The organism is Streptococcus sp. V919 (assembly GCF_054353475.1).
Genome location: NZ_JBTHHY010000001.1, coordinates 138,159 through 159,785, shown reverse-complemented (window position 1 = coordinate 159,785; position 21,627 = coordinate 138,159). Strand labels below are relative to the sequence as shown.

The 21,627-nt window shown below is 33.1% G+C and carries 19 protein-coding genes; 2 read left to right on the top strand and 17 right to left on the bottom strand.

Annotated elements, in window-relative coordinates; genetic code table 11:
- Positions 1–94: 94 nt before the first annotated feature.
- Complete coding sequence (locus ACXYSK_RS00805) at positions 95–793, bottom strand: GntR family transcriptional regulator (RefSeq protein ID WP_303943734.1); 699 nt, start codon at positions 791–793, stop codon at positions 95–97.
- 140 nt (positions 794–933) lie between these two features.
- On the opposite strand from ACXYSK_RS00805, the gene guaA reads away from it, so the two are divergent.
- Positions 934–2,496: a glutamine-hydrolyzing GMP synthase gene (guaA, locus tag ACXYSK_RS00800; protein WP_254726948.1), complete on the top strand. Its 1,563-nt coding sequence runs from the start codon at positions 934–936 to the stop codon at positions 2,494–2,496.
- A gap of 583 nt (positions 2,497–3,079) precedes the next feature.
- Here guaA and ACXYSK_RS00795 read toward each other — a convergent pair.
- From ACXYSK_RS00795 to ACXYSK_RS00725, 15 genes are all read right to left on the bottom strand, one after another.
- A complete protein-coding gene (locus ACXYSK_RS00795) occupies positions 3,080–4,081 on the bottom strand; it encodes a LacI family DNA-binding transcriptional regulator (RefSeq protein ID WP_458624713.1) in 1,002 nt (333 codons plus the stop codon).
- Positions 4,082–4,210: 129 nt separating this feature from the next.
- Positions 4,211–4,573, bottom strand: coding sequence for a hypothetical protein (locus ACXYSK_RS00790; RefSeq protein WP_458624712.1), 363 nt, complete (start codon positions 4,571–4,573; stop codon positions 4,211–4,213).
- A gap of 94 nt (positions 4,574–4,667) precedes the next feature.
- Positions 4,668–5,378: an MgtC/SapB family protein gene (locus ACXYSK_RS00785; RefSeq protein ID WP_458624711.1), complete on the bottom strand. Its 711-nt coding sequence runs from the start codon at positions 5,376–5,378 to the stop codon at positions 4,668–4,670.
- A 2-nt stretch (positions 5,379–5,380) separates the two neighbouring features.
- Entirely contained in the window at positions 5,381–7,072 is a 1,692-nt protein-coding gene (locus ACXYSK_RS00780; protein ID WP_458624710.1) for an ABC transporter permease, read from the bottom strand.
- An 11-nt stretch (positions 7,073–7,083) separates the two neighbouring features.
- Positions 7,084–8,094 (bottom strand): ABC transporter ATP-binding protein, encoded by a 1,011-nt coding sequence (locus tag ACXYSK_RS00775; protein WP_458624709.1) that lies wholly within the window; start codon positions 8,092–8,094, stop codon positions 7,084–7,086.
- Between the two features lie 103 nt (positions 8,095–8,197).
- Positions 8,198–9,277 carry an extracellular solute-binding protein gene (locus ACXYSK_RS00770; protein WP_458624708.1) on the bottom strand — a complete coding sequence of 360 codons (1,080 nt, stop codon included), beginning with the start codon at positions 9,275–9,277 and terminating at the stop codon, positions 8,198–8,200.
- A gap of 37 nt (positions 9,278–9,314) precedes the next feature.
- The gene (locus ACXYSK_RS00765; RefSeq protein WP_000793817.1) at positions 9,315–9,971 is read right to left on the bottom strand and encodes a DUF1868 domain-containing protein; all 657 of its coding nucleotides are present in this window, start codon (positions 9,969–9,971) and stop codon (positions 9,315–9,317) included.
- 141 nt (positions 9,972–10,112) lie between these two features.
- The gene (galE, locus tag ACXYSK_RS00760) at positions 10,113–11,126 is read right to left on the bottom strand and encodes a UDP-glucose 4-epimerase GalE (RefSeq protein ID WP_458624707.1); all 1,014 of its coding nucleotides are present in this window, start codon (positions 11,124–11,126) and stop codon (positions 10,113–10,115) included.
- 12 nt (positions 11,127–11,138) lie between these two features.
- Positions 11,139–12,614 (bottom strand): UDP-glucose--hexose-1-phosphate uridylyltransferase, encoded by a 1,476-nt coding sequence (gene galT / locus ACXYSK_RS00755; RefSeq protein ID WP_458624706.1) that lies wholly within the window; start codon positions 12,612–12,614, stop codon positions 11,139–11,141.
- A gap of 16 nt (positions 12,615–12,630) precedes the next feature.
- Positions 12,631–13,269: a PhoU domain-containing protein gene (locus ACXYSK_RS00750; RefSeq protein WP_458624705.1), complete on the bottom strand. Its 639-nt coding sequence runs from the start codon at positions 13,267–13,269 to the stop codon at positions 12,631–12,633.
- An 82-nt stretch (positions 13,270–13,351) separates the two neighbouring features.
- The gene (locus ACXYSK_RS00745; RefSeq protein ID WP_080976545.1) at positions 13,352–14,083 is read right to left on the bottom strand and encodes a protein phosphatase 2C domain-containing protein; all 732 of its coding nucleotides are present in this window, start codon (positions 14,081–14,083) and stop codon (positions 13,352–13,354) included.
- Positions 14,070–16,298 carry a glycosyl hydrolase family 28-related protein gene (locus ACXYSK_RS00740; protein ID WP_458624704.1) on the bottom strand — a complete coding sequence of 743 codons (2,229 nt, stop codon included), beginning with the start codon at positions 16,296–16,298 and terminating at the stop codon, positions 14,070–14,072. The genes ACXYSK_RS00745 and ACXYSK_RS00740 overlap by 14 nt, the downstream gene beginning before the upstream one ends.
- Positions 16,299–16,913: 615 nt before the next feature.
- Positions 16,914–17,675, bottom strand: a complete 762-nt coding sequence (gene pezT / locus ACXYSK_RS00735) for a type II toxin-antitoxin system toxin PezT (protein WP_458624703.1) — start codon at positions 17,673–17,675, stop codon at positions 16,914–16,916.
- Positions 17,675–18,151 (bottom strand): type II toxin-antitoxin system antitoxin PezA, encoded by a 477-nt coding sequence (gene pezA, locus ACXYSK_RS00730; protein WP_458624702.1) that lies wholly within the window; start codon positions 18,149–18,151, stop codon positions 17,675–17,677. The genes pezT and pezA overlap by 1 nt, the downstream gene beginning before the upstream one ends.
- Positions 18,152–18,365: 214 nt before the next feature.
- Positions 18,366–18,599: a hypothetical protein gene (locus ACXYSK_RS00725; protein ID WP_458624701.1), complete on the bottom strand. Its 234-nt coding sequence runs from the start codon at positions 18,597–18,599 to the stop codon at positions 18,366–18,368.
- A gap of 1,075 nt (positions 18,600–19,674) precedes the next feature.
- Between ACXYSK_RS00725 and ACXYSK_RS00720 the strand changes: the two genes are divergently transcribed.
- Positions 19,675–20,685 carry a site-specific integrase gene (locus tag ACXYSK_RS00720; protein WP_458624700.1) on the top strand — a complete coding sequence of 337 codons (1,011 nt, stop codon included), beginning with the start codon at positions 19,675–19,677 and terminating at the stop codon, positions 20,683–20,685.
- A 178-nt stretch (positions 20,686–20,863) separates the two neighbouring features.
- Here ACXYSK_RS00720 and ACXYSK_RS00715 read toward each other — a convergent pair whose 3' ends face one another.
- Positions 20,864–21,610: a hypothetical protein gene (locus ACXYSK_RS00715; protein WP_458624699.1), complete on the bottom strand. Its 747-nt coding sequence runs from the start codon at positions 21,608–21,610 to the stop codon at positions 20,864–20,866.
- Between the last annotated feature and the right edge of the window lie 17 nt (positions 21,611–21,627).

The following is a 21,627-nucleotide window of genomic DNA, read 5'->3' as shown; positions in this document are numbered from 1 at the left end:
CTATTTTTCTCAACGGGAAAATGTTTTCTACTTTAAAGCAAATAAAAAACTCTTAAAGTAGATATGATTTCCTACTTTAAGAGAGATGTTACACTTAATTATTTTCTAGATAAAACTCAAAACGTTCCCCGACATATTGACTCTTTACATACTCAAAAGCTGTCCCGTCATCAAAGTAAGAAACCTGAGTCAGACCTAAAATAGCATGCCCCTTTTCTACTTCCAGATAATGAGCAATTTTTTCCTTGGCTAAGCGAGCATAAATAGTCTGGTGCGATTTCCCAATTCGATAACCATGTTTCTGTAAGGTTTGGAAAAAGTGTTTGGTTACTTCTTCTTTTTTGAAATTTTTGATAAATTTCTCAGGAATGGAAGCTACTTCATAAACAACTGGTAGTTGATCTGCATAACGAACACGTTCCATACGAATAATATTCTCAGTTGGCTCCACGCCTAGTTTTTCAACTTCTTCCTCTGTTGGGATTGTTCTGCGGTAAGAAATCAGGTGACTAGATGGCGTTTTACCCTGGGCCTTGACGATTTCTGTAAAACTAGTTGTTCCACGCATTTTTTCCTGAACTCGAGTACTAGACACAAAGGTCCCGCTACCGACGCGACGCTCCAAAACCCCCTCTTCGACTAGGAGAGAAATAGCCTGACGTAAGGTCATGCGACTAACCTCAAATTCCTCAGCTAGATCTCGCTCGCTAGGAAGCCTCTCTCCAATCTTCCAATGTCCATCATCGATGTCTTTTTTGATTTGGTCATGGATTTTCATATAAGCTGGTAACATGCTTGCTCACTTCTTTTCTTTATTTTTTCCATTGTACCGTATCTGATATGTAAAAGTCAAACATCACTTGTTTAGTTGGTAATTACGATTCATTTATGATAGAATATTCAAGAAGATATTTCTTTTAAGAAAGGGAAAAGATGACCAACATTTCAACTGATTTGCAAGATGTCGAAAAGATCATCGTACTGGACTACGGAAGCCAGTATAACCAACTTATCTCCCGTCGAATTCGCGAGATTGGTGTCTTTTCAGAACTAAAAAGTCACAAGATTTCGGCTGACGAAGTCCGTGCTATCAATCCTATCGGGATTGTACTTTCAGGTGGTCCAAACTCTGTTTACGAAGAAGGATCGTTTGATATTGATCCTGAAATTTTCGAACTCGGTATTCCGATTTTGGGAATTTGCTACGGTATGCAGCTATTAACTCACAAGCTTGGAGGAAAGGTTGTTCCTGCAGGCGATGCTGGTAACCGTGAATACGGTCAATCAACATTGACTCACACAGAATCTGCTCTTTTTGCTGGAACTCCAGAAGAACAACTTGTCTTGATGAGCCACGGAGATGCTGTTACAGAAATTCCTGCTGATTTCATTCGTACTGGTACATCAGCTGACTGTCCTTATGCATCAATCGAAAATCCAGACAAGAAAATCTATGGTATCCAATTCCATCCAGAGGTTCGTCATTCAGTTCACGGTTATGATATCCTCCGTAACTTTGCTTTGAATATCTGTGGTGCCAAAGGTGACTGGACTATGGATAACTTCATCGAGATGCAAATCAAACAAATCCGTGAAAAAGTTGGAGACAAACGTGTCCTCCTCGGACTTTCTGGTGGTGTTGACTCTTCTGTTGTTGGGGTCCTCCTTCAAAAAGCCATCGGCGATCAATTGATCTGTATCTTTGTAGACCACGGTCTTCTTCGTAAAGGAGAAGCCGATCAAGTGATGGATATGCTTGGTGGTAAGTTTGGTTTGAATATTGTCAAAGCTGACGCTGCCAAACGTTTCTTGGATAAATTGGCAGGTGTTTCTGATCCTGAACAAAAACGTAAGATTATCGGTAACGAGTTTGTCTATGTCTTTGATGACGAAGCAAGTAAACTGAAAGATGTGAAATTCCTTGCCCAAGGAACTCTTTATACAGACGTTATCGAGTCAGGTACTGATACTGCTCAAACCATCAAGTCTCACCACAACGTTGGTGGACTTCCAGAAGACATGCAGTTTGAACTCATCGAGCCGCTAAATACTCTTTACAAAGATGAAGTTCGTGCCCTCGGTACTGAGCTTGGTATGCCAGATAATATCGTATGGCGCCAACCATTCCCAGGTCCAGGTCTTGCCATCCGTGTCATGGGTGAAATCACTGAAGAAAAACTTGAAACAGTTCGTGAATCAGATGCGATCCTTCGTGAAGAAATCGCTAAAGCAGGTCTTGACCGCGACATCTGGCAATACTTCACTGTTAACACTGGCGTTCGTTCAGTAGGTGTTATGGGAGATGGCCGTACTTATGACTACACTATCGCTATCCGCGCTATCACTTCTATCGATGGAATGACAGCTGACTTTGCGAAGATTCCTTGGGAAGTTCTCCAAAAAATCTCAGTACGTATCGTAAATGAGGTTGACCACGTTAATCGCATCGTCTACGATATTACGAGTAAACCACCTGCAACTGTAGAGTGGGAATGATTTATAAACATGATTTGAAGTGAAATGGTTGATTTAACAGCATTTTCAGTTATTATAAAAGGTTAAAAATAAATCAAAATTGATTGGTTCCCCACCAAAAACCCCACCAGAATTTTTCTGGTGAGGTTTTTTTATATTAAATTTTATTTTTCTATTATTTGATGCTTTATGAGCTTTCTTAAGACCTGGTTGGAAACATTTTTATTTGAATAAGTTTCAATATCCGCTTAAAATCAATGTTTTTCCATGTTTTTAGAAAGAACAATTTCATCTAATTTGAATAACTTTCATTTGAATGGTGTGAATTTTACCCTAAAAATACACAAATTGAGCTAGATTTTACCAAAAAGTTCACACCATTTGAATTATTATTGTTTTGTACATTTGATATACGGAATACAATATAAATTATCGCAAATATCTTTCAATATACTCTATGAAGATACAAGGTTCTATACTGCTACAACTTAACCAGTTATGCATCAGATAGATAGTCCAATTTCTGCAAAAAATTGATTCATAGAAATACATCTACCTACTATTTTAATATTTTATCAAATAAAAAATCGGTATTTTTTACCGATTAAAAGCTTTGTCTTCTAATAATTTTTGAAGATATTTCAACGGATTCTATATTTTCACCGTTAATAATTGCTAAAACACCTTCTATCATTTTTTGAGCTAACATAGCATAATTAGGAGAAATAGTAGACAGAGCTGGAGTATAATATTGCGAAATAGGAATATTATCGAATCCAATTATTGAAATATCATCAGGAATGGTAATCTCCTTCTCATAGCACGCACGAATCAGCCCTTGAACCTTCTCATCCCCAGAAACAAATATCATATCCGGATGATTTTGATTAGATAAATTATTTATTGCATATGAATAAACTGAATCAATTGTAGTTAAGCCATAAATAACTTGCAAATCCATTAAATAATTTTTATCAGTCAAAAAAGTACGAATACCTTTTTCACGATCCTTATTAACAAGAGATTCCCCTCCCATAAGTAACAACATACTTTTAATATTCTCTTTTGTTACTAATTCCATCATATCATAAGTGGCTTGAAAATTGTTATTAGATACATAAACAACATCAGGTGTTCGAGATTCTCCAAAAACTATAAAAGGCATATTATTCTTCTGTAAATAATTAATCCGAATATCGTCTTTACTTTCATAAAATACTATTACTCCATCTATTAAGCTTCCTGTACTTGAAATTATTGAATTCCTGATCGTATCTTCTTCACCAAAGTATTCAACAATAGCGTTTACACCAAACTCTTTACAAGTTTGTAGAACTCTATCTAGTAAAGTTTGAAACCAAATCAAGGGAAAAGAATCAATCTTTTTAACGGAAATCAAAATATTTGTAGTTTCTTTCTTAGTCAAATTTTTTGCATATGCATTTGGAACATACGACAACTCATCAATGACTTTTTGAATAGCTCGATAAGTTTCTTCTTTTACCTTTTCACCACCGTTAATAACACGTGAAACAGTTTTTGGAGAAAAACCTGATAAATTCGCAATATCATAAATAGTTACCTTTTTACCGTTTAAATTTTTCACTTTAGTCCTCCATTTATGATTTATCTAATATTATTATACAATATTTACTTTTTTTAACAAGAGAATTTAGTAAAACATTTTAATGTATCTTAACAAAAACTTTAATTTCAAAATTTTCTATTTTATACTCTATTCTTCCGATTCAAAAAAATAACATTGACAATTAAAATTTTTATTCTTTACAATTTTTTCTACTTCACAACTGATAAACTTGTATGAAAATAACTTACCACGAAAATATAAAAAATCATTTTCGGTAAAATCAATTGAAACTATAAAAGTATCTAATAACATTTGGACATAGCAGTCTAAGATCGGAATAATCTTTTCCTTAACAATAACTTTTGCTAATATATCATCAGCTGGTAAAGAAGACGAAAATACAATTTCACAAATATCATAAAAAGAATGAAATTTATATACTTGCACTAAAGAATTATATTCAGAATACGTTATTCTTCCACAGTCAAAATTAATATTATATACCTTCATTTATGTTAATCCTTATACTTTGCAAATAATTTCAAGTCAATTATCACCTAAAAAACAAAGGGACAAGAATAACTGCCCCTTTGTTTATTCTATATCAACTAACTTCTTCAACATAAATAACACCAACAATATTTGCTATTTCTTCCATAAGTTTAAGATGCTCAAACTTACCTGAAAGTTCTAGAGTTATAAATGATGCTATTCTTTTGTCTGGAACATCAAAGTATTCAATTCTGTCAGAATTAACATCTCCAAACGCTGTTCTTGAATCGGTCATTCTGATACCATTTTCTGCACAATAAACCAATACACGATTATAGGCTTCTGTAGATTTAACCACTATATACAATTCAATCATTTTAGAACGATTTTGTAGATATTTTTTTAGTGGTTGGAACATGGATATCACACCCCAAACAGAAATGGCTCCTAAAAGAGCACCCTCATAAAAACCTACTCCAATAGCTAATCCAATTCCTGCCGAAGCCCAAATGCCTGCTGCAGTTGTCAGACCTGTAATTTTCTTTTTATCAGTAATAAGAATCGTTCCAGCGCCTAGAAAACCCACACCTGATATAACTTGAGCTCCTAATCGTGTAGGATCTCCTGTCCCAAACTTATAAGATACAAATTCATTCGTCATCATAATCAAACATGAAGCTAGACAAACAATACCATAAGTTCGGATGCCTGCAGGCTGGGATTTGCTCCCTCTCTCTAAACCAATTATACTACCAATGACCACTGATAAAACAATCCTGACAACTATTTCAATATTTGATAACCCAAAACTAGTGGCTGTCATGATTATTTCCTTACTTTACGCCCCGGTCTTTGTGTGAAGTATAATACCGTTCCAGAAATAATCATCAGAACAATTGTATAAACAAATACCAGAGCTTGTGCATTAGATGTTGCTGTTTCATCACCTGCAGATCGAATCGTAATACCTAATGGTTGAGCTAGGGGATGGTAAAGGAATACAGATAAGTCGAAGTCAGTTAATAAAGAGTTAAAGTTTAAAGCAATAACAGAGAGAACAACCGGTAAAATATATGGAATGATAACCTTCATCATAGTATAAAAAGGTGAAGCACCCATACTTCTTGCTGCATCTTCCATCTCATCATCAACACTAAATAAAATAGCACGTACCATTCTATAAGAGAATGGAATTTTTACAACAATATAAGCGATTAGCAAAATTACTAAACTACCAACTAGAATCTGGTTAAAGACTAAAAGTTGAGGTTGGTTGAAAGTGAACAATAAACTAACTGCTAGAAGTGTACTTGGTAATAGCCAAGGAAGAAGAGCTCCGTATTCGAACAAGAAATCAAATCGAGCTTTATGTTTACGAACTACTCGCGCAAACACAACAGCAAGAACTGTTGCAGTAGTTGCTGCAATGATAGAGTATATAAAGCTGACTAGGAATGGAGAAAACGCAGCACTATTACTAAAGAACAATTTGTAATTATCAAGAGTAAAGTTTGATAATGATAAGTTTCCTGTCTGTATTGCAACTGGGTCAGTAAATGAATACAATACAATGAAAATCAATGGTAACATGAAAACAGTGAACAAAGCATAAGCTACAATATGTGCAATGATATTCCATGGTTTAGATGTGATTTTTTGTTTTTTCAAAGGTGCTTTCGTTTTAGAAATAGAAATATAATTTCCGCCTTTTTCGATCTTGTTCATAATAGTAAGCAAAATCGTAGTGGCAATACCCAAAATAATTGCTAGAAAGGCGGCTAAGTCACGAGAATTTCCCATTCCAGCAAATGTTATAATCATTGGGTTAATAGTTTGGAATTCTTTCCCACCAACAATCATAGGTGCTGCTACTGCTGATAACCCACTTAGAAAAATCATAATTGTCAGAGCGAATAAAGTAGGAATTAGAGTTGGCAATACTACTTTTCTAAACACTGTAAATGGTTTTGCACCCATATTACGTGCAGCTTCAATAGTATGATAGTCTACACTACGAATTGTATTAGTTAGGAATAAGGTGTGATTAGCAGTACCAGAAAATGTCATAATAAATAGAACTGCACCATAACCAATAAACCAGTTAGGATCTAAAGATGGAATAATACTTTGTAAAAATTTGGTAATCATTCCATATGGTCCATAAACGAATTTATAACCAGTAGCCAAAACTACTCCACCGTAGATTAGTGACGTCATGTATCCTAGTTTTAATATTTTAGCTCCTTTAATATCAAAGTATTCTGTAAACAATACACAAAGTACACCAACAACATTAACAGTTATAATCAGTGAGAATGCTAACTTAAAACTGTTCATAATACTCTGAATCGCACGTTGAGATTTAAGAGCTCGTTGTACGACATCAAGTGAAAACTCCCCACCTTTCACAAATACATTAACTACTAAATCAAGGTTTGGATAAATGATGAAAGTTACCAAGAACCAGATTAAGCCTAAACGAATGAGCCAATCTTTCCAATTTAATTTATGACGCATACTGCACCTCCTTAAAATTGCAGAACGTCTGATGGTGTGATAAATAATTCCACACTTTCTCCGACAGATCTAATAGCTGACTGACTATCTATACTTGTTACATTAAGAATTTGATTTTCAGATACCTGAACAGTATAGCGAATTGTAACTCCTGAAAATTCCACATCAATAATTGAACCTTTTAAGACAAAATCCTGATCCGTTTCACGTTTGAAGCGAACTTTTTCTAAACGAATGTAACCTTTTTTATCTTCCAAAAGAACATGAGCATTATTTAGAAGAATTCCGTGAACAGTTTCATCTGTAAGTACGTTAATGTCTCCAATGAAATCACATACAAATTCTGTTTGAGAATTATGATAAATTTCTACTGGTGTTCCAACTTGTTCAATAAAACCATTATTAAAGACAGCAATCCTATCAGATAGCGTTAACGCTTCCTCTTGGTCATGTGTAACATATAGAGTTGTAATTCCCAATTCTTTTTGAAGACGTTTCAACTCTTTTCTTAAATCCACACGTAATTTTGCATCTAGGTTTGACAAGGGTTCATCCAAACATAGGATTTTAGGTTCCAAAACAAGAGCACGAGCTAAAGCTACACGCTGCTGTTGTCCTCCAGATAATTCTGAAACGTTACGTTGCAATTGTTGATCTGAAATCTTAATTTTAGCAGCCACTGCAGAAACCTTGGCTTTAATAACATCTGGAGCAACTTTTTTGACTTTTAAACCGAATGCAATATTATCAAAAACTGTCATTGTTGGAAATAGTGCGTAAGATTGGAATACGATCCCGATTCCACGTTTTTCAGGATCCAAGTGCGTAACATCTGTGCCATTAACCTCAATACTTCCAGATGAAGGGTCTAGAAAACCTACCAAAGCTCTCAAAGTTGTTGATTTACCACATCCAGAAGGTCCTAGAAAGGTGAAGAATTCTCCTTCCTGAATATCTAAATTAAGATTATCAATCGCGATAAAATCACCATATTTAATTTGAATATTATCAAATTTAATCATATTATTAACTTCCTTTACTAATATATAAAAAGTCCCTCTTAATTTCTTTTGTGTGTACAGAAACATTAGAGAGACTTGGAATTTTAAAAATTACACTTATGCCCTATTTTACATATTCTAATTCAGCTTTTTCAACCCATTGGTCTAAGTATTTACCAACAACTTCCCAATCAATACTTTGTGGTTTAACTTGATCAACAAATTTCTTAGTTGCTTCTGGTAATTCTTTTACAGCATCTTTATTCGCTGGAATAGAACCAAATTTTTGGCTGTATTCAGTTTGGATGTCTGTTTGACCAAACCAATCAATAAATTCTTTAGCTAAAGCTTGTTTCTTACTAGTATTCAAAATCATTGTTTGTTCAGTTACAAACGGAACACCAATTTCAGGAGACATTACTTTAAATACAACATTGTGTTCTTTCTGTCCAACTAATGCACCAGAACCCCACATCATTCCATACTGGATTGGGTCATCCTTATCCAACATTTTAACAATTGAACTTTCACCCTTTTGAAGAGTGTACGCATTTTCCAAATATTCTTTAGCTACTTGCCAACCTTTTTCAGAAACACCCAATTCTCCTTTATCATCTAGATAACGAACAAGGATACTTGCCAAGATAGCACGCCCTGTTCCACCTGAGAGCCCAGAAATTGAATATTTACCTTTATACTTGCTACCTAACTCAGTCCAATCTTTAGGCATTTCAGTAACATCAGGAGCACCAATCAAAACTAATGGTTGAACAATTACAGGATTGTAATAATTATCTTTATCTGATAAAGATTGGTCAATTTTATCTAACCATGTTGGTTTATACTGTACCAATAATTTTTGATCTCTAATTTTATTTGAATCAACAGCTCCAATACCAAATACCATATCAGCAACTGCATTATTTTTTTCAGCAATAACACGATCTGCCAACTGAGCTCCTGGAATGTCAACCATTTTAATATTGAAACCAGCTTCTTTTGCTTTAGCAGTTAGCCAATCTCCACGTCCGTTTGAAACAGAGTTAGAATAAATTACTAATTCTTGGCTCTTATCAGCTTTTTCTTCTGATTGAGTTGTATCGCTCGAAGAATTTGATGAATTAGTTGAACCACCTGAACATGCTGCCAATGTTGTAACCGCAACCCCTGCAGCTAAAAGCGATAATAATTTAGATTTTTTCATATGAAAACTCCTTTATATTTTTAATTATAATTTTTTTTTAAAATTTTTCACAATATGGAACAAAGCGTCTCATATCTTCAAATACTGTGTAATCGATACGATTTACTGTAATGACAGGAATCTTTTCAAGCAGAACTTCGGTTAATTCCTTTTTCACTTTAGTAAACTCTTCATTTTCTTCTTCAGTTAATGGAACTCGAAGATATCCAATTGAGATATGGAATTGATAGCGATCATGATTAGGGAATCGAACACCTGCTTTTTCAGAAACATATGTTCTAATTTCTTCTAATCGTTTAGCTGATTTTTCATCGGCTGGTTCTACTAAAATGTTTTGATTTCCCATTTCAGTCACACGCATATGAATATCTTCGTTTAGCAATGGGAAAATTTCTAGTTGTTTTGCAAAGTAATCATGAATTTCTTGTAATGGCGTATCCAACGGTAGATGGCTACTCCAAAATTCAGGCTCACGATTTTCATGGCAAAGCAATTCAATTACAGTCATATGAATAGAATCTCTTGGAGTTAATGTGAATTTATCTATAAATGGTAACTCTCTATAGCGTGATTGAATGATATCAACAACTTCCATCAAATCTGAATTAGTATAAAGATTTGCTACAACTGTATTTCCGGGAAAATGATTAAATTCCCCGTTCTCTTTGAACTTAATTTTTGTTAAGTTTTTCATAAAAAGACCTTCTTTTTTATTTTTGACATCGGTGTCATTCATGTTTACATTATACAATGTAAACGATTACTTTGTCAAGCGCTTTCATAATTTTTTTTTGATTTTTTTTATATATACATATCACAAGACTATTGTGCTTTATTATTTATTGTATCCATTAGGATTTTTGGATTGCCAATTCCATGTATCTCTACACATGTCTTCAACCGTTTTCGTAGTCTTCCAATTTAACTCCTTATACGCTTTGTCTGCATTTGCATAACAAGTCGCAACGTCTCCTGATCGTCTTGGTACAATTTTATACGGAATTGGAACCTTATTAACACTTTCAAATGTGTTTACAAGTTGTAATACACTTGTGCCTTCTCCTGAACCAAGGTTATAAATATAAACATCTGTTTTTTCAGATACTTTTTCTAAAGCTTTTATATGCCCTATCGCTAAATCCACTACATGGATATAATCGCGAACACCAGTACCATCTATCGTATCATAATCATCTCCAAAAACACTTAGCTCTGGTCGCTTACCTACTGCTACTTGTGCAATAAAAGGCATTAAGTTGTTAGGAATTCCAGAGGGATCTTCTCCAATCAACCCCGACTCATGAGCACCAATCGGATTGAAATAACGAAGCAACGCAATACTCCACTCTGAATCTGCTACATGAACATCTTTTAAAATCTGTTCAAGCATCACTTTGGTGTATCCATAAGGATTTGTTGCACTTGTCGGCATTGTCTCAACGAGGGGTGATTGATTGTGAATACCGTATACAGTTGCACTCGATGAAAATACAATCTTTTTAACATTAAACTCTGACATCACTTGAACAAGAGCTAATGTACTCATAATATTATTTTCGTAATACATCACAGGCTTTTGCACAGATTCTCCGACAGCTTTATAGCCTGCAAAATGAATTGCAGCCTCAATAGATTCTTGTTCAAAAACTTTTCTCAATCCTTGTTTATCACAAACATCTAATTCGTAAAACGCAGGACGTTGCCCTGTAATTGCTTCAATACGATCTAATACTAAAATGCTTGAGTTTGAAAGGTTGTCGACAATAACGACTTCCTTACCTAAATTTAGTAATTCTACTACGGTATGGCTACCAATATAACCAGCTCCGCCTGTTACCAATATTGCCATTTTTACTTCCTCCTAATTAATTCCAACCGATTTAACAAATCTCATAAATGCTTCATGTCCGGTTTGAGTATTCTTATAAACACCTGCATCTTCGAGAACTCTCGCAAATACTTGCCCTACTTCATGTTGAACTACGCTATGAACTTCCTCCTCTTTAAGTCCAGCATATTTTTCTTTCAATTGAACGGCCCATTCTAAATGATAATCAGCAATTGCATTATCTTTTCCTAAAAGATATTTCTCAACTTCTTCTAACTCTGTTTTCAAACGAGGTGGTAAAATCGCAAGTCCCATCACCTCAATTAACCCGATGTTTTCCTTTTTAATATGTTGTACATCTTGATGAGGATGGTAAACACCATCTGGGTATTGTTCAGTAGTATGGTTATCTCTCAGAACAATATCCAATTCATATCTTCCATCCACTTTACGAGCAATAGGAGTCACCGTATGGTGTGGAATATCTTCAGTCTTAGCAATGATGTCTACGTCTAAATCTGAATATTCTCTCCAGATATTTAGGATTTTAGTAGCTAATTCTACCAAACGATTTTTATTTTCACCTTGTAGCCTAATCACTGACATCGGCCATTTTACAATACCTGCTTTAACATCCTCAAAGTCTTTAAAAAGAAATTCTCTCTCAAATTTTGCTTTTTCCATTGGGAAAATATGTTTTCCTCCCTGGTAGTGATTATGACTAAGAATAGAACCTCCTGAGATAGGAAGATCAGAATTTGAACCAGCAAAATACCCTGGTAAAATATCAACAATCTCCAATAATTGTTCAAATGTTTTGGACGTAATAGCCATTGGTACATGTTGACTATTCAAGAATATCGCATGCTCATTAAAATATGAGTATGGGGAATACTGGAAACCCCATTCTTCGTCTCCAAGTTCCAACCGAATAATTCTATGATTAGCACGTGCTGGATAATTTATTCTCCCCTGATAACCTTCATTTTCCATACAAAGTAAACATTTTGGATAATTAGATGATTTTACCAATTTCTCTGCCGCGATTGTTTTCGGATCTTTTTCCGGTTTTGATAAATTGATTGTAATTTCAAGTGAACCATAATTAGTTTCAGTATGAAAAGCTATATTTTTAGCGATAGCTGACAATTTAATATAGTCGCTATCTTTACTTAACTGATAGAACTCTTCAACTGCTTCCTGTGGCGAAACATCATATGAACTCCAAAAAATATCATTAAGGCGACTTGGTAATGGCACGATAAAATTCATCAGCTCTGCACCTAAACATTCCTTTGCCTCAGCTAAATCAGCAATTTTACCATTCTTTAAAGCTATTTCTACTAAATTGTCTTTTAATTTTTTAAGATCACTATCATTTGAAATCTTATCAGTTCCTTCTTCACCGATTAAAGCCAATATTCTATTTTTTATATATGTTTGGTCCATCGGTTTATAAATTCCATATTCAATAACTTTATTAGCAAAATTATCTACTATTGTCTGCATATATACTCCTCTTTAACTATAATACTCCAATTTCCTGATAATCTAACCATTTATAAATAGATTGTGTTGTATGGGATATCTTATCAAGAATATTAATAACTTCTAAAAATACAATAACTTCATCAACATTTTTGGGTTCAATAAGAAAATTCTCTACTGCTTTATCTCCTAGTTTTTGACATAAATTAGATATTAAATGATATTTTTTATTATAGTCATATACGTCAGGTTCATAGTTTCTATTCTTATACCATGTTAGAGTTTTCTTTAAGTGATCCCCTAGAATAAAATGTATTTTTAGCATTTCATAAAATAATGGTCCCCATTCATGCATTGTATGAATATTTTTTAATTTCTTAACTATTTCAATGATTCGATCACCAATACGTTCAATATCTGTAGATAATTTTACTATAGTTATAATTTTTCTCAAATCAACAGAAACAGGATGTTGTAAACAGATGAGTTCAATACCTTTCATATCTATTGTAACAACTGCTTCATTAATAACTAAATCATTATCTATAATACTTTGTTTTTGAACTTCGGTTAAGTCATCAAATATAATTTCATATTTTTTTATTATAGAAATCCATATATCTTCTAGATTATTAGACAACTCAATAATTTCATTGTCAAAATGCTTTCTCAACATTATCTAACCTCAATAATCAATTGCACTATAAAGAACTCGTATAGATAACTGTCTTTATAGTTCATCATATGATGAAATTATTTTAAACATCAATTATCAAAATACTTGCATCATCTTTTTTACCATAAATAGGATCAATATTTGTAGATTCTTTTCTCATTTCAATTAACTCTCCAAAATTGTAGCCTGAATTTTGAGTATAAAAATCGTAAAAACCATCAGTCATTAAAACAATATGATTACTAGTTACTTCCAAACTACCATTGATAACATGATTTATACTACTTTTGTCTAGTGAGCCTATCCAATATCCATCTGGTTTATTAGCTAGCTTCCTAATATTTTGTAATATAGTCTTTTTATCAACTTCATCATTAGATTTGATTGAAAATTTTCCTTGTTCAAAAAGGCAATCTACTCTATGGTCTGTAATAGTTTGATTGTTGACTATCATAACACAATCGCCAATCATTATGTATTCTAATTTTAAACCAGATAATTTCGCAAAAATAAAGGCAAAAGTTGGTAACTGGTAATAATCATCAAACTCACACTTATCTATCTCAATTATTTTTCTAACGTCATCCAAAACAAGTTCGAAAATTTTCTTCAATGATAACGAATCGTCACAATACTGCTTGAGACATTCAGAAATAAGGTGAGATACTTCTGAAACTGAATAACCTATAGAGTCTTTTGAATTAAATAAATCTGTTGCTCCATCTATGATCCAGAAATATTGATTTTTGTAATCTACGCTATCTTCGTTCTCTATAGCGCTACCTTGTATTGAGCATATTCTATCTATCTTCATAATGACGTTTAAAACTCCATTGTCCAAATAGAAGGCAAATTCCAATAATAGTTAAAAGCAACTCAACCATTTTATTTAATCCAGTTTTTGGCAATGCATGTTGATTATTTTTTGTCTTAACTACTTCACTAACATTAGTTACGTCATATTGTTTTTGTGAAATTTCTCCTGTTACTACATTACCTGAATCATGATTTGATTTTTCAATTTTATCATCTACACTATTTACTGAGTAATTATTAGCTAAATTATTTTTGTCTTCAGCTACAGGTTTTATTTCCTCTACATGCTTATCTGAGTGGTTGTCTGAGTGATTACCTGAATTTTGCGAAAAGATTTTATAACTTTCATTCTCAGTTATAATATTAAAATCACCGACACTATTATTTGTGTTTGAACTGGTCCCATTAAAATCAGTTTTAAGTAAAGAAACAGGATTTCCTGTTAAATTGGAAAGTTGGTTATTTAAGACAGTGATACTTCCAGCGGATTCTTCAATTACGATTCCGTCTTTACCTCCTGAAATGATATTATCAGACACTACCAAATTGTCGCTGACTCTTAACATTTCAATATTTGGCTGTTTAGTATTTTTCGAATTATTACGAATGATATTCTTTGTTACAGTAATATCAGTTACTTTTCCAAGATAATCTGCACTATCTTTTGCAACTCGTATTGCTTTTGTTTTAGCGTCAGCAATATTAAATACATTTTCAGTAATAGTCACATGTTTATTCAGATCTAATACGTCTTTAACATTTTTATAACTATAAGCGTTAACTAAAGCAGCACCATTTTCACGATAGTGTCCACTTTCCTCTTTAGTTTTCTTATCAAACCTATTTCCTTTTATTAAAATGTCAGTAAATCCTGTAAAGCGAATACCCGCATACATCATATTATCAAAATGATTATTTAGAATTTTAATATTGGAAGGATTTTCAGTTGTTGCAGTTTGATAATGTGTCCCAATTGCAGTTACTAATTCGCCTGATTTTTCACTTTTTCCAAAATAGGAATTTTGTATTGTTACATTTTCAGATTTTTGACCATTATCATTTAATGCATATGGAAAGCCTTTTCTGGTTAATGGCTCTATTTGAATAGACTCCTTACTGATGATCTGACCATCCTTCATAGTCTTAGGAAGAGCTTGTCCCAAAAAACGAGAGTTATCTACTAGTACGTTTTTTGAACCTGCAATTTGAATGGCATGCCCCTGATAGCTATCTTTAAAGGTAACATTACTTATTGTTACGTTTTTTGAATTTCCTATAGCAAAGGCTCCTGAAGAATTGATCAAAGGGAGATTCTTAGCTTTTGTCCCCTCTTCATTCAAAGCTCCATTCATATCAATTGTTCCACCAGAGTAACTGATATCTTCAGTTGGTTCCCACTCAACTTGATCTCCATCATCAGTGAATAAACCTGTCATGAATACAATAGAAGGATGATTTTTGATATTGATACCATTTAATATTGTAGCTTTTTCATGTACTTCTAGGTGTGTATGACTTCTCAAAAAGACAATTTCTTTAACTAAATAAGTCCCTTCAGGAAAATATACTTTTCCTCCACCTAATCCTTTAGCAGCTGCATCTATTGTATCTTGAATTGCTTGTCTATCATCTGATACACCATCACCCACTGCACCATAATCTTTTACACTTAAAGCCGAAATTTCAGTCCCTTTTTCTAAAGCAGTGTTACTATCTCCCACTTCATTACTATTAGAAGTATCTGCAGCTCCGTTCTCAGAACTAACTGACTTTGAATAAGTAGTAATAAAATCAGTCAAACTGTCATGATTACTAGTTAAGGAACCTTCTAAAGTTTTGATAGTTGAATTAGAAAGGGCACTATTAGAAACTAGAGGAGAATCTTTCATTTGATCTTCAAAAGTTCCAGTATTTACCCCATCTTCTTTATATTCTTTATTAGGTATCAAAGGAGAATCAACATTACTATCGGTTAATTGTGAAGTAGAAGAGTCAATCCCAGTAGGTTTATCATCATTATTAGTTGATGAGCTTTCTAAACTATTGGTTGTTGAAGTATAAAGCTTATTCATAGATATCTGTGAAGTACTTGTAACAGCTTCATCAGCAAAAACACTTTGTACCCCCAGGAATGAAATCGCTACCAAAACAGAGCACAATCCAACCTTAAGTTTCCGAATACTAAAAACCTCATTGTGAACAAAATGCTTCATAAAACACCTCCAAATTTTTTATTGTTTTTTAATATTTATTACTAATTTTTTTCATCAGACAAAATGACACCGCTGTCATTATCCTTATCATATATTTTCTAAACAAAATTGTCAAGGGATAACTCAATAAAATACAACATTTTTGAAAGCGTAATCATATTTAAAACTATATATCTAATCTATACACCCAAAATATTATTTAATTTCTTTCAACATTTCTAATTAGACAGAAAAATTCCATAGTGAGAATGATAAAATATTTTTGAATTACTCTGAATACTATTTCACAAAAAAATAGACCAGTTTCCTGATCCACTTTATTCTGTATTCATTCACTAAAATATATTTTTTTGGTCAAATTTTGGTCATGATTTGGTCAAAAAAACAAAAAATACTAAATTATTTTTAAAAATTAACTTGTGATGATTGCCTTAAAATAAACACTTTGCATATTCTTTGCTTTTCTTTACATTACTTAAAATGCCCCTATTCATAATCTCTTAAATTCCCTGTTTTATACTGTTCAACCAATTCCCATAGATTATGAGTAGTTAAATCTGGTACAAAAATAAATTACTTTTTTAATGTACTCATAAATTAGCCCTTCGTCACTTATCAATTTTCCTCCAGTTCTCTTAACCGTTCCTGTCCCAACTTCAACATCTCTTTTTCCACCTTGTTCCATTTTCCAAATAGGCATTCGTGTAAAACTTCTGCTGCTGAGATTTGATCTATTTCCGAATCGTAAACACACGATTGATCTCTTTGATAAATTTGAATTTGATTAAAAATTTTGTCATTTTCTAACTCTTGTAAGTTATCAACTAAATGTTCTACAATTCCATCATGGTGCTCTTTGGGAGTCGCTCTCGCTTGACTAGGATCTATGGCGTAGAGCTCCTCATAACGTATCAAGGTACTGAGATAAGACAATTCTGGCTTGGTCGCAATCAGTGCAAGTGAGACTTGATATCCTCTAGTTGCCAATAATTGGGCCGTTTTTCGGGGGACTTCTGTTGTTCTCAAGGTACCCTCGATTAATAAATGATAACCTTTTTTACTCAACTCATCTACAAGATATTCAACCATTTGTCCCGCGAATACTTTGGTATAATCCACACTATCTTTGCCATACTTTTCCTGTAGGCCAAGGTAGTTCGGATGAAAAGAGCGATAACTATCCCCATCAATGATAATGATATTACCTTGAAATTCCCTTTGTTTAATACGATGAATCGTTGTTTTCCCAGCACCACTCTGTCCACCGAGCAAAATAGCCTTAGGATGAGATGAGCTTGTTTTTCCACGAGTTAAAGAACGGATAAGCCGTTTGGAGGCTTGTTCAAAATTATCTTGACTAAATTCTTCTAGTTTCATTAAGCCACCACCAGATGACTAGCTTGTTCTAGCATACGTTCAATACCATCCAAATAGCCATTAAATCGCTCTATATCCTCAAACGTTGAAACAAGATAAATCCTCGTATTAATCAAATCAGACAAATCATCGCTCATTAGAACCCAAGGATTCAAAGTATCATCAAATGCAATTCCTTGTTCATCTTGAAAACGAAAAAGTTGCGCTAAGATATTCGCCCCTCGTTCTTTAATCACTTCAATTTTCAGAGTTAATTGATAATCTTCTACTGGTGTGAGCATTTTTTCCTCCCCTACGATATCGATATACGAAACATTAAATTTCTTGCAGATACGATCTATTAATTCTGTCGAAACTCGACTTGTTCCATTTTCATAACGACTCAGACTATTTCTAGAAATACCAACAATCTTTGCAAACTCAGGCTGGGTTAATTTATGTGTTTTACGTAACGTTTTTATATTTTCTCCAATCATGTAACTCCTCCTTTTATTTCTATTATAGCACAAAAAATATAAACGCACCAAAAATGGTGCGTTTTTATCCAGCTCTAGCTGAATGAAATAATTCATCTGTTACATTGTTGGCAAACCAATCATCTAATACAATGGCTTTATCAAATAATCTATCTTATCTATTTTAAAGACAAATTTACCACAAAAACACACTGAGATACTCGTCCCAGTATGTTTATTTCACCTTGGATAACTTCATCAATAAACTTAAGCGTTCATCATTTTTGAGCTCTGATAACAAGCAAATCAACCGCTCATATCCAAGTTCTTTCTTCTGCTTGATTAATGAATTCATCACAGCCACCAAATCATCTGGCGTAAAATTCCTTAAGTAAAGTGTAATATAACTTCCACTATTAGGAAATAGGCTAACATGAATTGCATTATGTTCTTTTTGTCTAATTTTCATACCTCCTGTAGACTCCCTAATATGGAACTCATACACTGTCTTTTTGGGGTAGCAATCAAATGAGTTTTCGAATTCTCTGCGATTTTTATAGAGAATATAGTTAATGAGTGAATAATATTTTAGAAACATAGTTGTTTCCTCCTAAAATGTTTTTACAGTTATAGTATGCCACAAATCCCAATTTATAAAAAAAATAATTAAGAAAAAACGATAAAGATATTGTTTCACTTATTGAATTTTTTGTAGTTTTTCCTCTTTCTCTCATCCCTCAAATATTTTGCAATTCTAATTTTTCTGTGTGTTTAGCGTTGACAGAAACGTATGTGTAAGTCACGCTAAACACACAGTACTAGGTAAAAGTGAATAACGTAAAAAAATCTTATCCTAATTTTTTTATTTTATGATTTATGGCATACTAATATTATAGAAATAATTGATTGAGTAGAGACGTACTATTATAGCTACGTTTTTTATGTTTGAAAGGAGGTAGCTATCGTGGAAACAGTAGGTTTAAGCTGGGTTAGGAAAGAACCAGTTTTGTATTTCATTTACTAATAAAAAATAAATGTATAGATAATAAAAGAAATGTCAATGGCATTTTTAAAAAAAATTTTTGTATTTCATTTACCAATAAAAAATAAATGTATAGATAATAAAAGTAATGTCAACAGCAGTTTAAAAAAATTTTTTGAGTATAACAAAGTAAAAAATCAAAGTATAAAAACTAAAGTAAATAACAAAAGTCTAAAAATCAAATACAAAAACTAGCTTAGCTCAGTCGCTAAATTCAGAGCAATTAAACCTGAAAAAGACTAACAAGAAAAAACAACAGATTTTTATCTGTAGGATGGAACTCTACATCTTATTTGAATTGAGTCAACTTGTCATGTTGTAAAATGACTTGGTTATCTTCTTAGCCATCAATTAAGAAGCGCCCTCAGCAAAGGGAAGATACTACATCAGTGAATATAAGCTTAAGTCACTGCACTACTTCAACTTGAATTAAAAAGACCTTAAGAATTTTCTTAAGAACTTCTTTAAAAGTAGACAATATACATATAGAAAGGAAAGAACTATGGCAAAGAAGAGACGTAGTCGTGCTGAACGACGAGAAGCTAAAGAGAAAGCCAAGAAACAACAGATGGATTCTCTAACTACTTTCGAAGGCCGTAAACAATTCGTCCAATCAAAAGGACTAACTAATCTAGTCACGCGCTTTAAAAAAGGAAAGGGTATCAAACGAAATGAATCCAAAAAAACGGGAGAGGACATTCATTTAATCCATACCGACCGAACTCTTCATAACTACGCTGGTTCCTGGAGCAGATTCGCTTCCTTTGTTGCCTCAATAACTACTGCCAAAGATTTAGAAGCTCTTGATAAATCTAACGATATTGAGGGATGGATTGACTTAGTAAATCAATATTTAGAACATTGTAAGAAATTAGGGCTTTCTGCTCCAACCCAGTCAACCTACAAAGCAGCATTAGCCAAAGTTTTAGGTGTATCTTCTACTGCTTTTATTGCAACGGATATTCGATATCGAGCCGACAAAAAGAATAATCGTTTGAAGTCTAATGACGACAGGATGTCTGAAGAAACAAATAATCGCTGGTTTTCAATCGTCTCTGCTACTGGACTACGAAAAAATGAATTAAAGGCTATTACAGGTGATTCTCTACACCAACGTGAAGATGGTCGATACTATCTTAAAATCATTGGTAAAAAGCATAAAACAAAAGGAGCTAGAGACCGTTGGGTTCCGATTATTACACGTGACAAAGAAGAATTAGAAAGGCTTGTTGAAGAGTTTAAGCTAGCTGGTAAAAAGCGTGTGTTTCAAGTTCCATCTGCTTTAAAACCTCATAAATATCGTGCAGAATACGCAAAACGTCTTTATCTTCTTGTCGCCCGAGATCCCAAAGATATCAAAGATAAAAAAGAAAAAATTTATCTACGAGGCGAATTAAAAGGTGTTGTCCTTGATCGAAAGGCTTGTTTAATTGTATCACGCGCTCTCGGACATAATCGACCAGAAGAGTTTCAAAAGTCCTATGCTTATAAGTTAATCGCACAAGCAAACTAAAGATTTTCAAACATCATTATATTTTCTCGAAAAAAATAGTTCTATAATTTCTACAATTGATAAAATAACTGTAGAAATTATAGAACTTTTTATTTCAAACAAAAGAGATCATAAAAACAGGCATAGAACCACAATACTTTAAAAAATCACTTAAATAAGAACTGTTTAAAGGAAAAACTTAAATATTTTTATTCTTTTTTAGAAATGTGATAATAACAACTACAGATAGCAAAACGATTGAAACTATAGGAATAATGATTTTAATTTCATTGGATAGTTTTTTGTTACTATAATCATGTTCTTCAGTTTTATCAATTTCCTCTATATCTGCCTTACTCTCTTTTTGTTCCGTTTCTTTATTAGTCATATTTTCTGTAGTTTCTAGCTCTGTAGTAATAGTATTTTCTTTTTTGGAACCAAACATACCAGTCTGAGTTCCTATAGCTTCCTGATATAACTTGTCCAGTTCATCATTAGTATAATTTCCCTTTAAGTAGCTTCCGTCTTTTCTCTGAAAATCAACTAGACCATAATAAGTAGATATAAATTTTTTATCTCCCTCTATAACAACAAAACAAGGTTTCTCATGTACTGAAGGATTCTTTATAACTTTTTTAACCATATATGTTGCCTTAAGTTGTGTTATTGATCTAGCAACTACCCCTTCACCGTATACTCTCATTTTATATTCGCCTAGTGGAACATTAGTCTCTTGAACCCAATTATTATCTTTATTGATTTTTAGAGTCTTTACAACTTCTTCAGTATCTGGTTTTACTAAAAGTACCGTAATCTCTTGCGTGTAATTTTCTTGAACAATTGCTTGCACTACCACAGGGCCAGTTTCGTCAGCGTATACATTAGAAATATCGATAGCAAAGAATATACTTAAAAAGGTTATGAACATCTTCAAAAAAATTTTCATTCTGTTAATCTTTCTCT

What these genes read in the sequence shown, in the direction of transcription:
- galE (WP_458624707.1), bottom strand. Translation starts at nt 11,126, where the DNA reads ATGGCAATATTGGTAACAGGCGGAGCTGGTTATATTGGTAGCCATACC.
- ACXYSK_RS00740 (WP_458624704.1), bottom strand. Translation starts at nt 16,298, where the DNA reads ATGAAGCATTTTGTTCACAATGAGGTTTTTAGTATTCGGAAACTTAAG.
- galT (WP_458624706.1), bottom strand. Translation starts at nt 12,614, where the DNA reads ATGCAGACAATAGTAGATAATTTTGCTAATAAAGTTATTGAATATGGA.
- ACXYSK_RS00775 (WP_458624709.1), bottom strand. Translation starts at nt 8,094, where the DNA reads ATGATTAAATTTGATAATATTCAAATTAAATATGGTGATTTTATCGCG.
- ACXYSK_RS00770 (WP_458624708.1), bottom strand. Translation starts at nt 9,277, where the DNA reads ATGAAAAAATCTAAATTATTATCGCTTTTAGCTGCAGGGGTTGCGGTT.
- pezT (WP_458624703.1), bottom strand. Translation starts at nt 17,675, where the DNA reads ATGAAACTAGAAGAATTTAGTCAAGATAATTTTGAACAAGCCTCCAAA.
- ACXYSK_RS00715 (WP_458624699.1), bottom strand. Translation starts at nt 21,610, where the DNA reads ATGAAAATTTTTTTGAAGATGTTCATAACCTTTTTAAGTATATTCTTT.
- ACXYSK_RS00785 (WP_458624711.1), bottom strand. Translation starts at nt 5,378, where the DNA reads ATGACAGCCACTAGTTTTGGGTTATCAAATATTGAAATAGTTGTCAGG.
- ACXYSK_RS00805 (WP_303943734.1), bottom strand. Translation starts at nt 793, where the DNA reads ATGTTACCAGCTTATATGAAAATCCATGACCAAATCAAAAAAGACATC.
- ACXYSK_RS00725 (WP_458624701.1), bottom strand. Translation starts at nt 18,599, where the DNA reads ATGAAAATTAGACAAAAAGAACATAATGCAATTCATGTTAGCCTATTT.
- ACXYSK_RS00790 (WP_458624712.1), bottom strand. Translation starts at nt 4,573, where the DNA reads ATGAAGGTATATAATATTAATTTTGACTGTGGAAGAATAACGTATTCT.
- ACXYSK_RS00780 (WP_458624710.1), bottom strand. Translation starts at nt 7,072, where the DNA reads ATGCGTCATAAATTAAATTGGAAAGATTGGCTCATTCGTTTAGGCTTA.
- ACXYSK_RS00750 (WP_458624705.1), bottom strand. Translation starts at nt 13,269, where the DNA reads ATGTTGAGAAAGCATTTTGACAATGAAATTATTGAGTTGTCTAATAAT.
- guaA (WP_254726948.1), top strand. Translation starts at nt 934, where the DNA reads ATGACCAACATTTCAACTGATTTGCAAGATGTCGAAAAGATCATCGTA.
- ACXYSK_RS00765 (WP_000793817.1), bottom strand. Translation starts at nt 9,971, where the DNA reads ATGAAAAACTTAACAAAAATTAAGTTCAAAGAGAACGGGGAATTTAAT.
- ACXYSK_RS00745 (WP_080976545.1), bottom strand. Translation starts at nt 14,083, where the DNA reads ATGAAGATAGATAGAATATGCTCAATACAAGGTAGCGCTATAGAGAAC.
- pezA (WP_458624702.1), bottom strand. Translation starts at nt 18,151, where the DNA reads ATGATTGGAGAAAATATAAAAACGTTACGTAAAACACATAAATTAACC.
- ACXYSK_RS00720 (WP_458624700.1), top strand. Translation starts at nt 19,675, where the DNA reads ATGGCAAAGAAGAGACGTAGTCGTGCTGAACGACGAGAAGCTAAAGAG.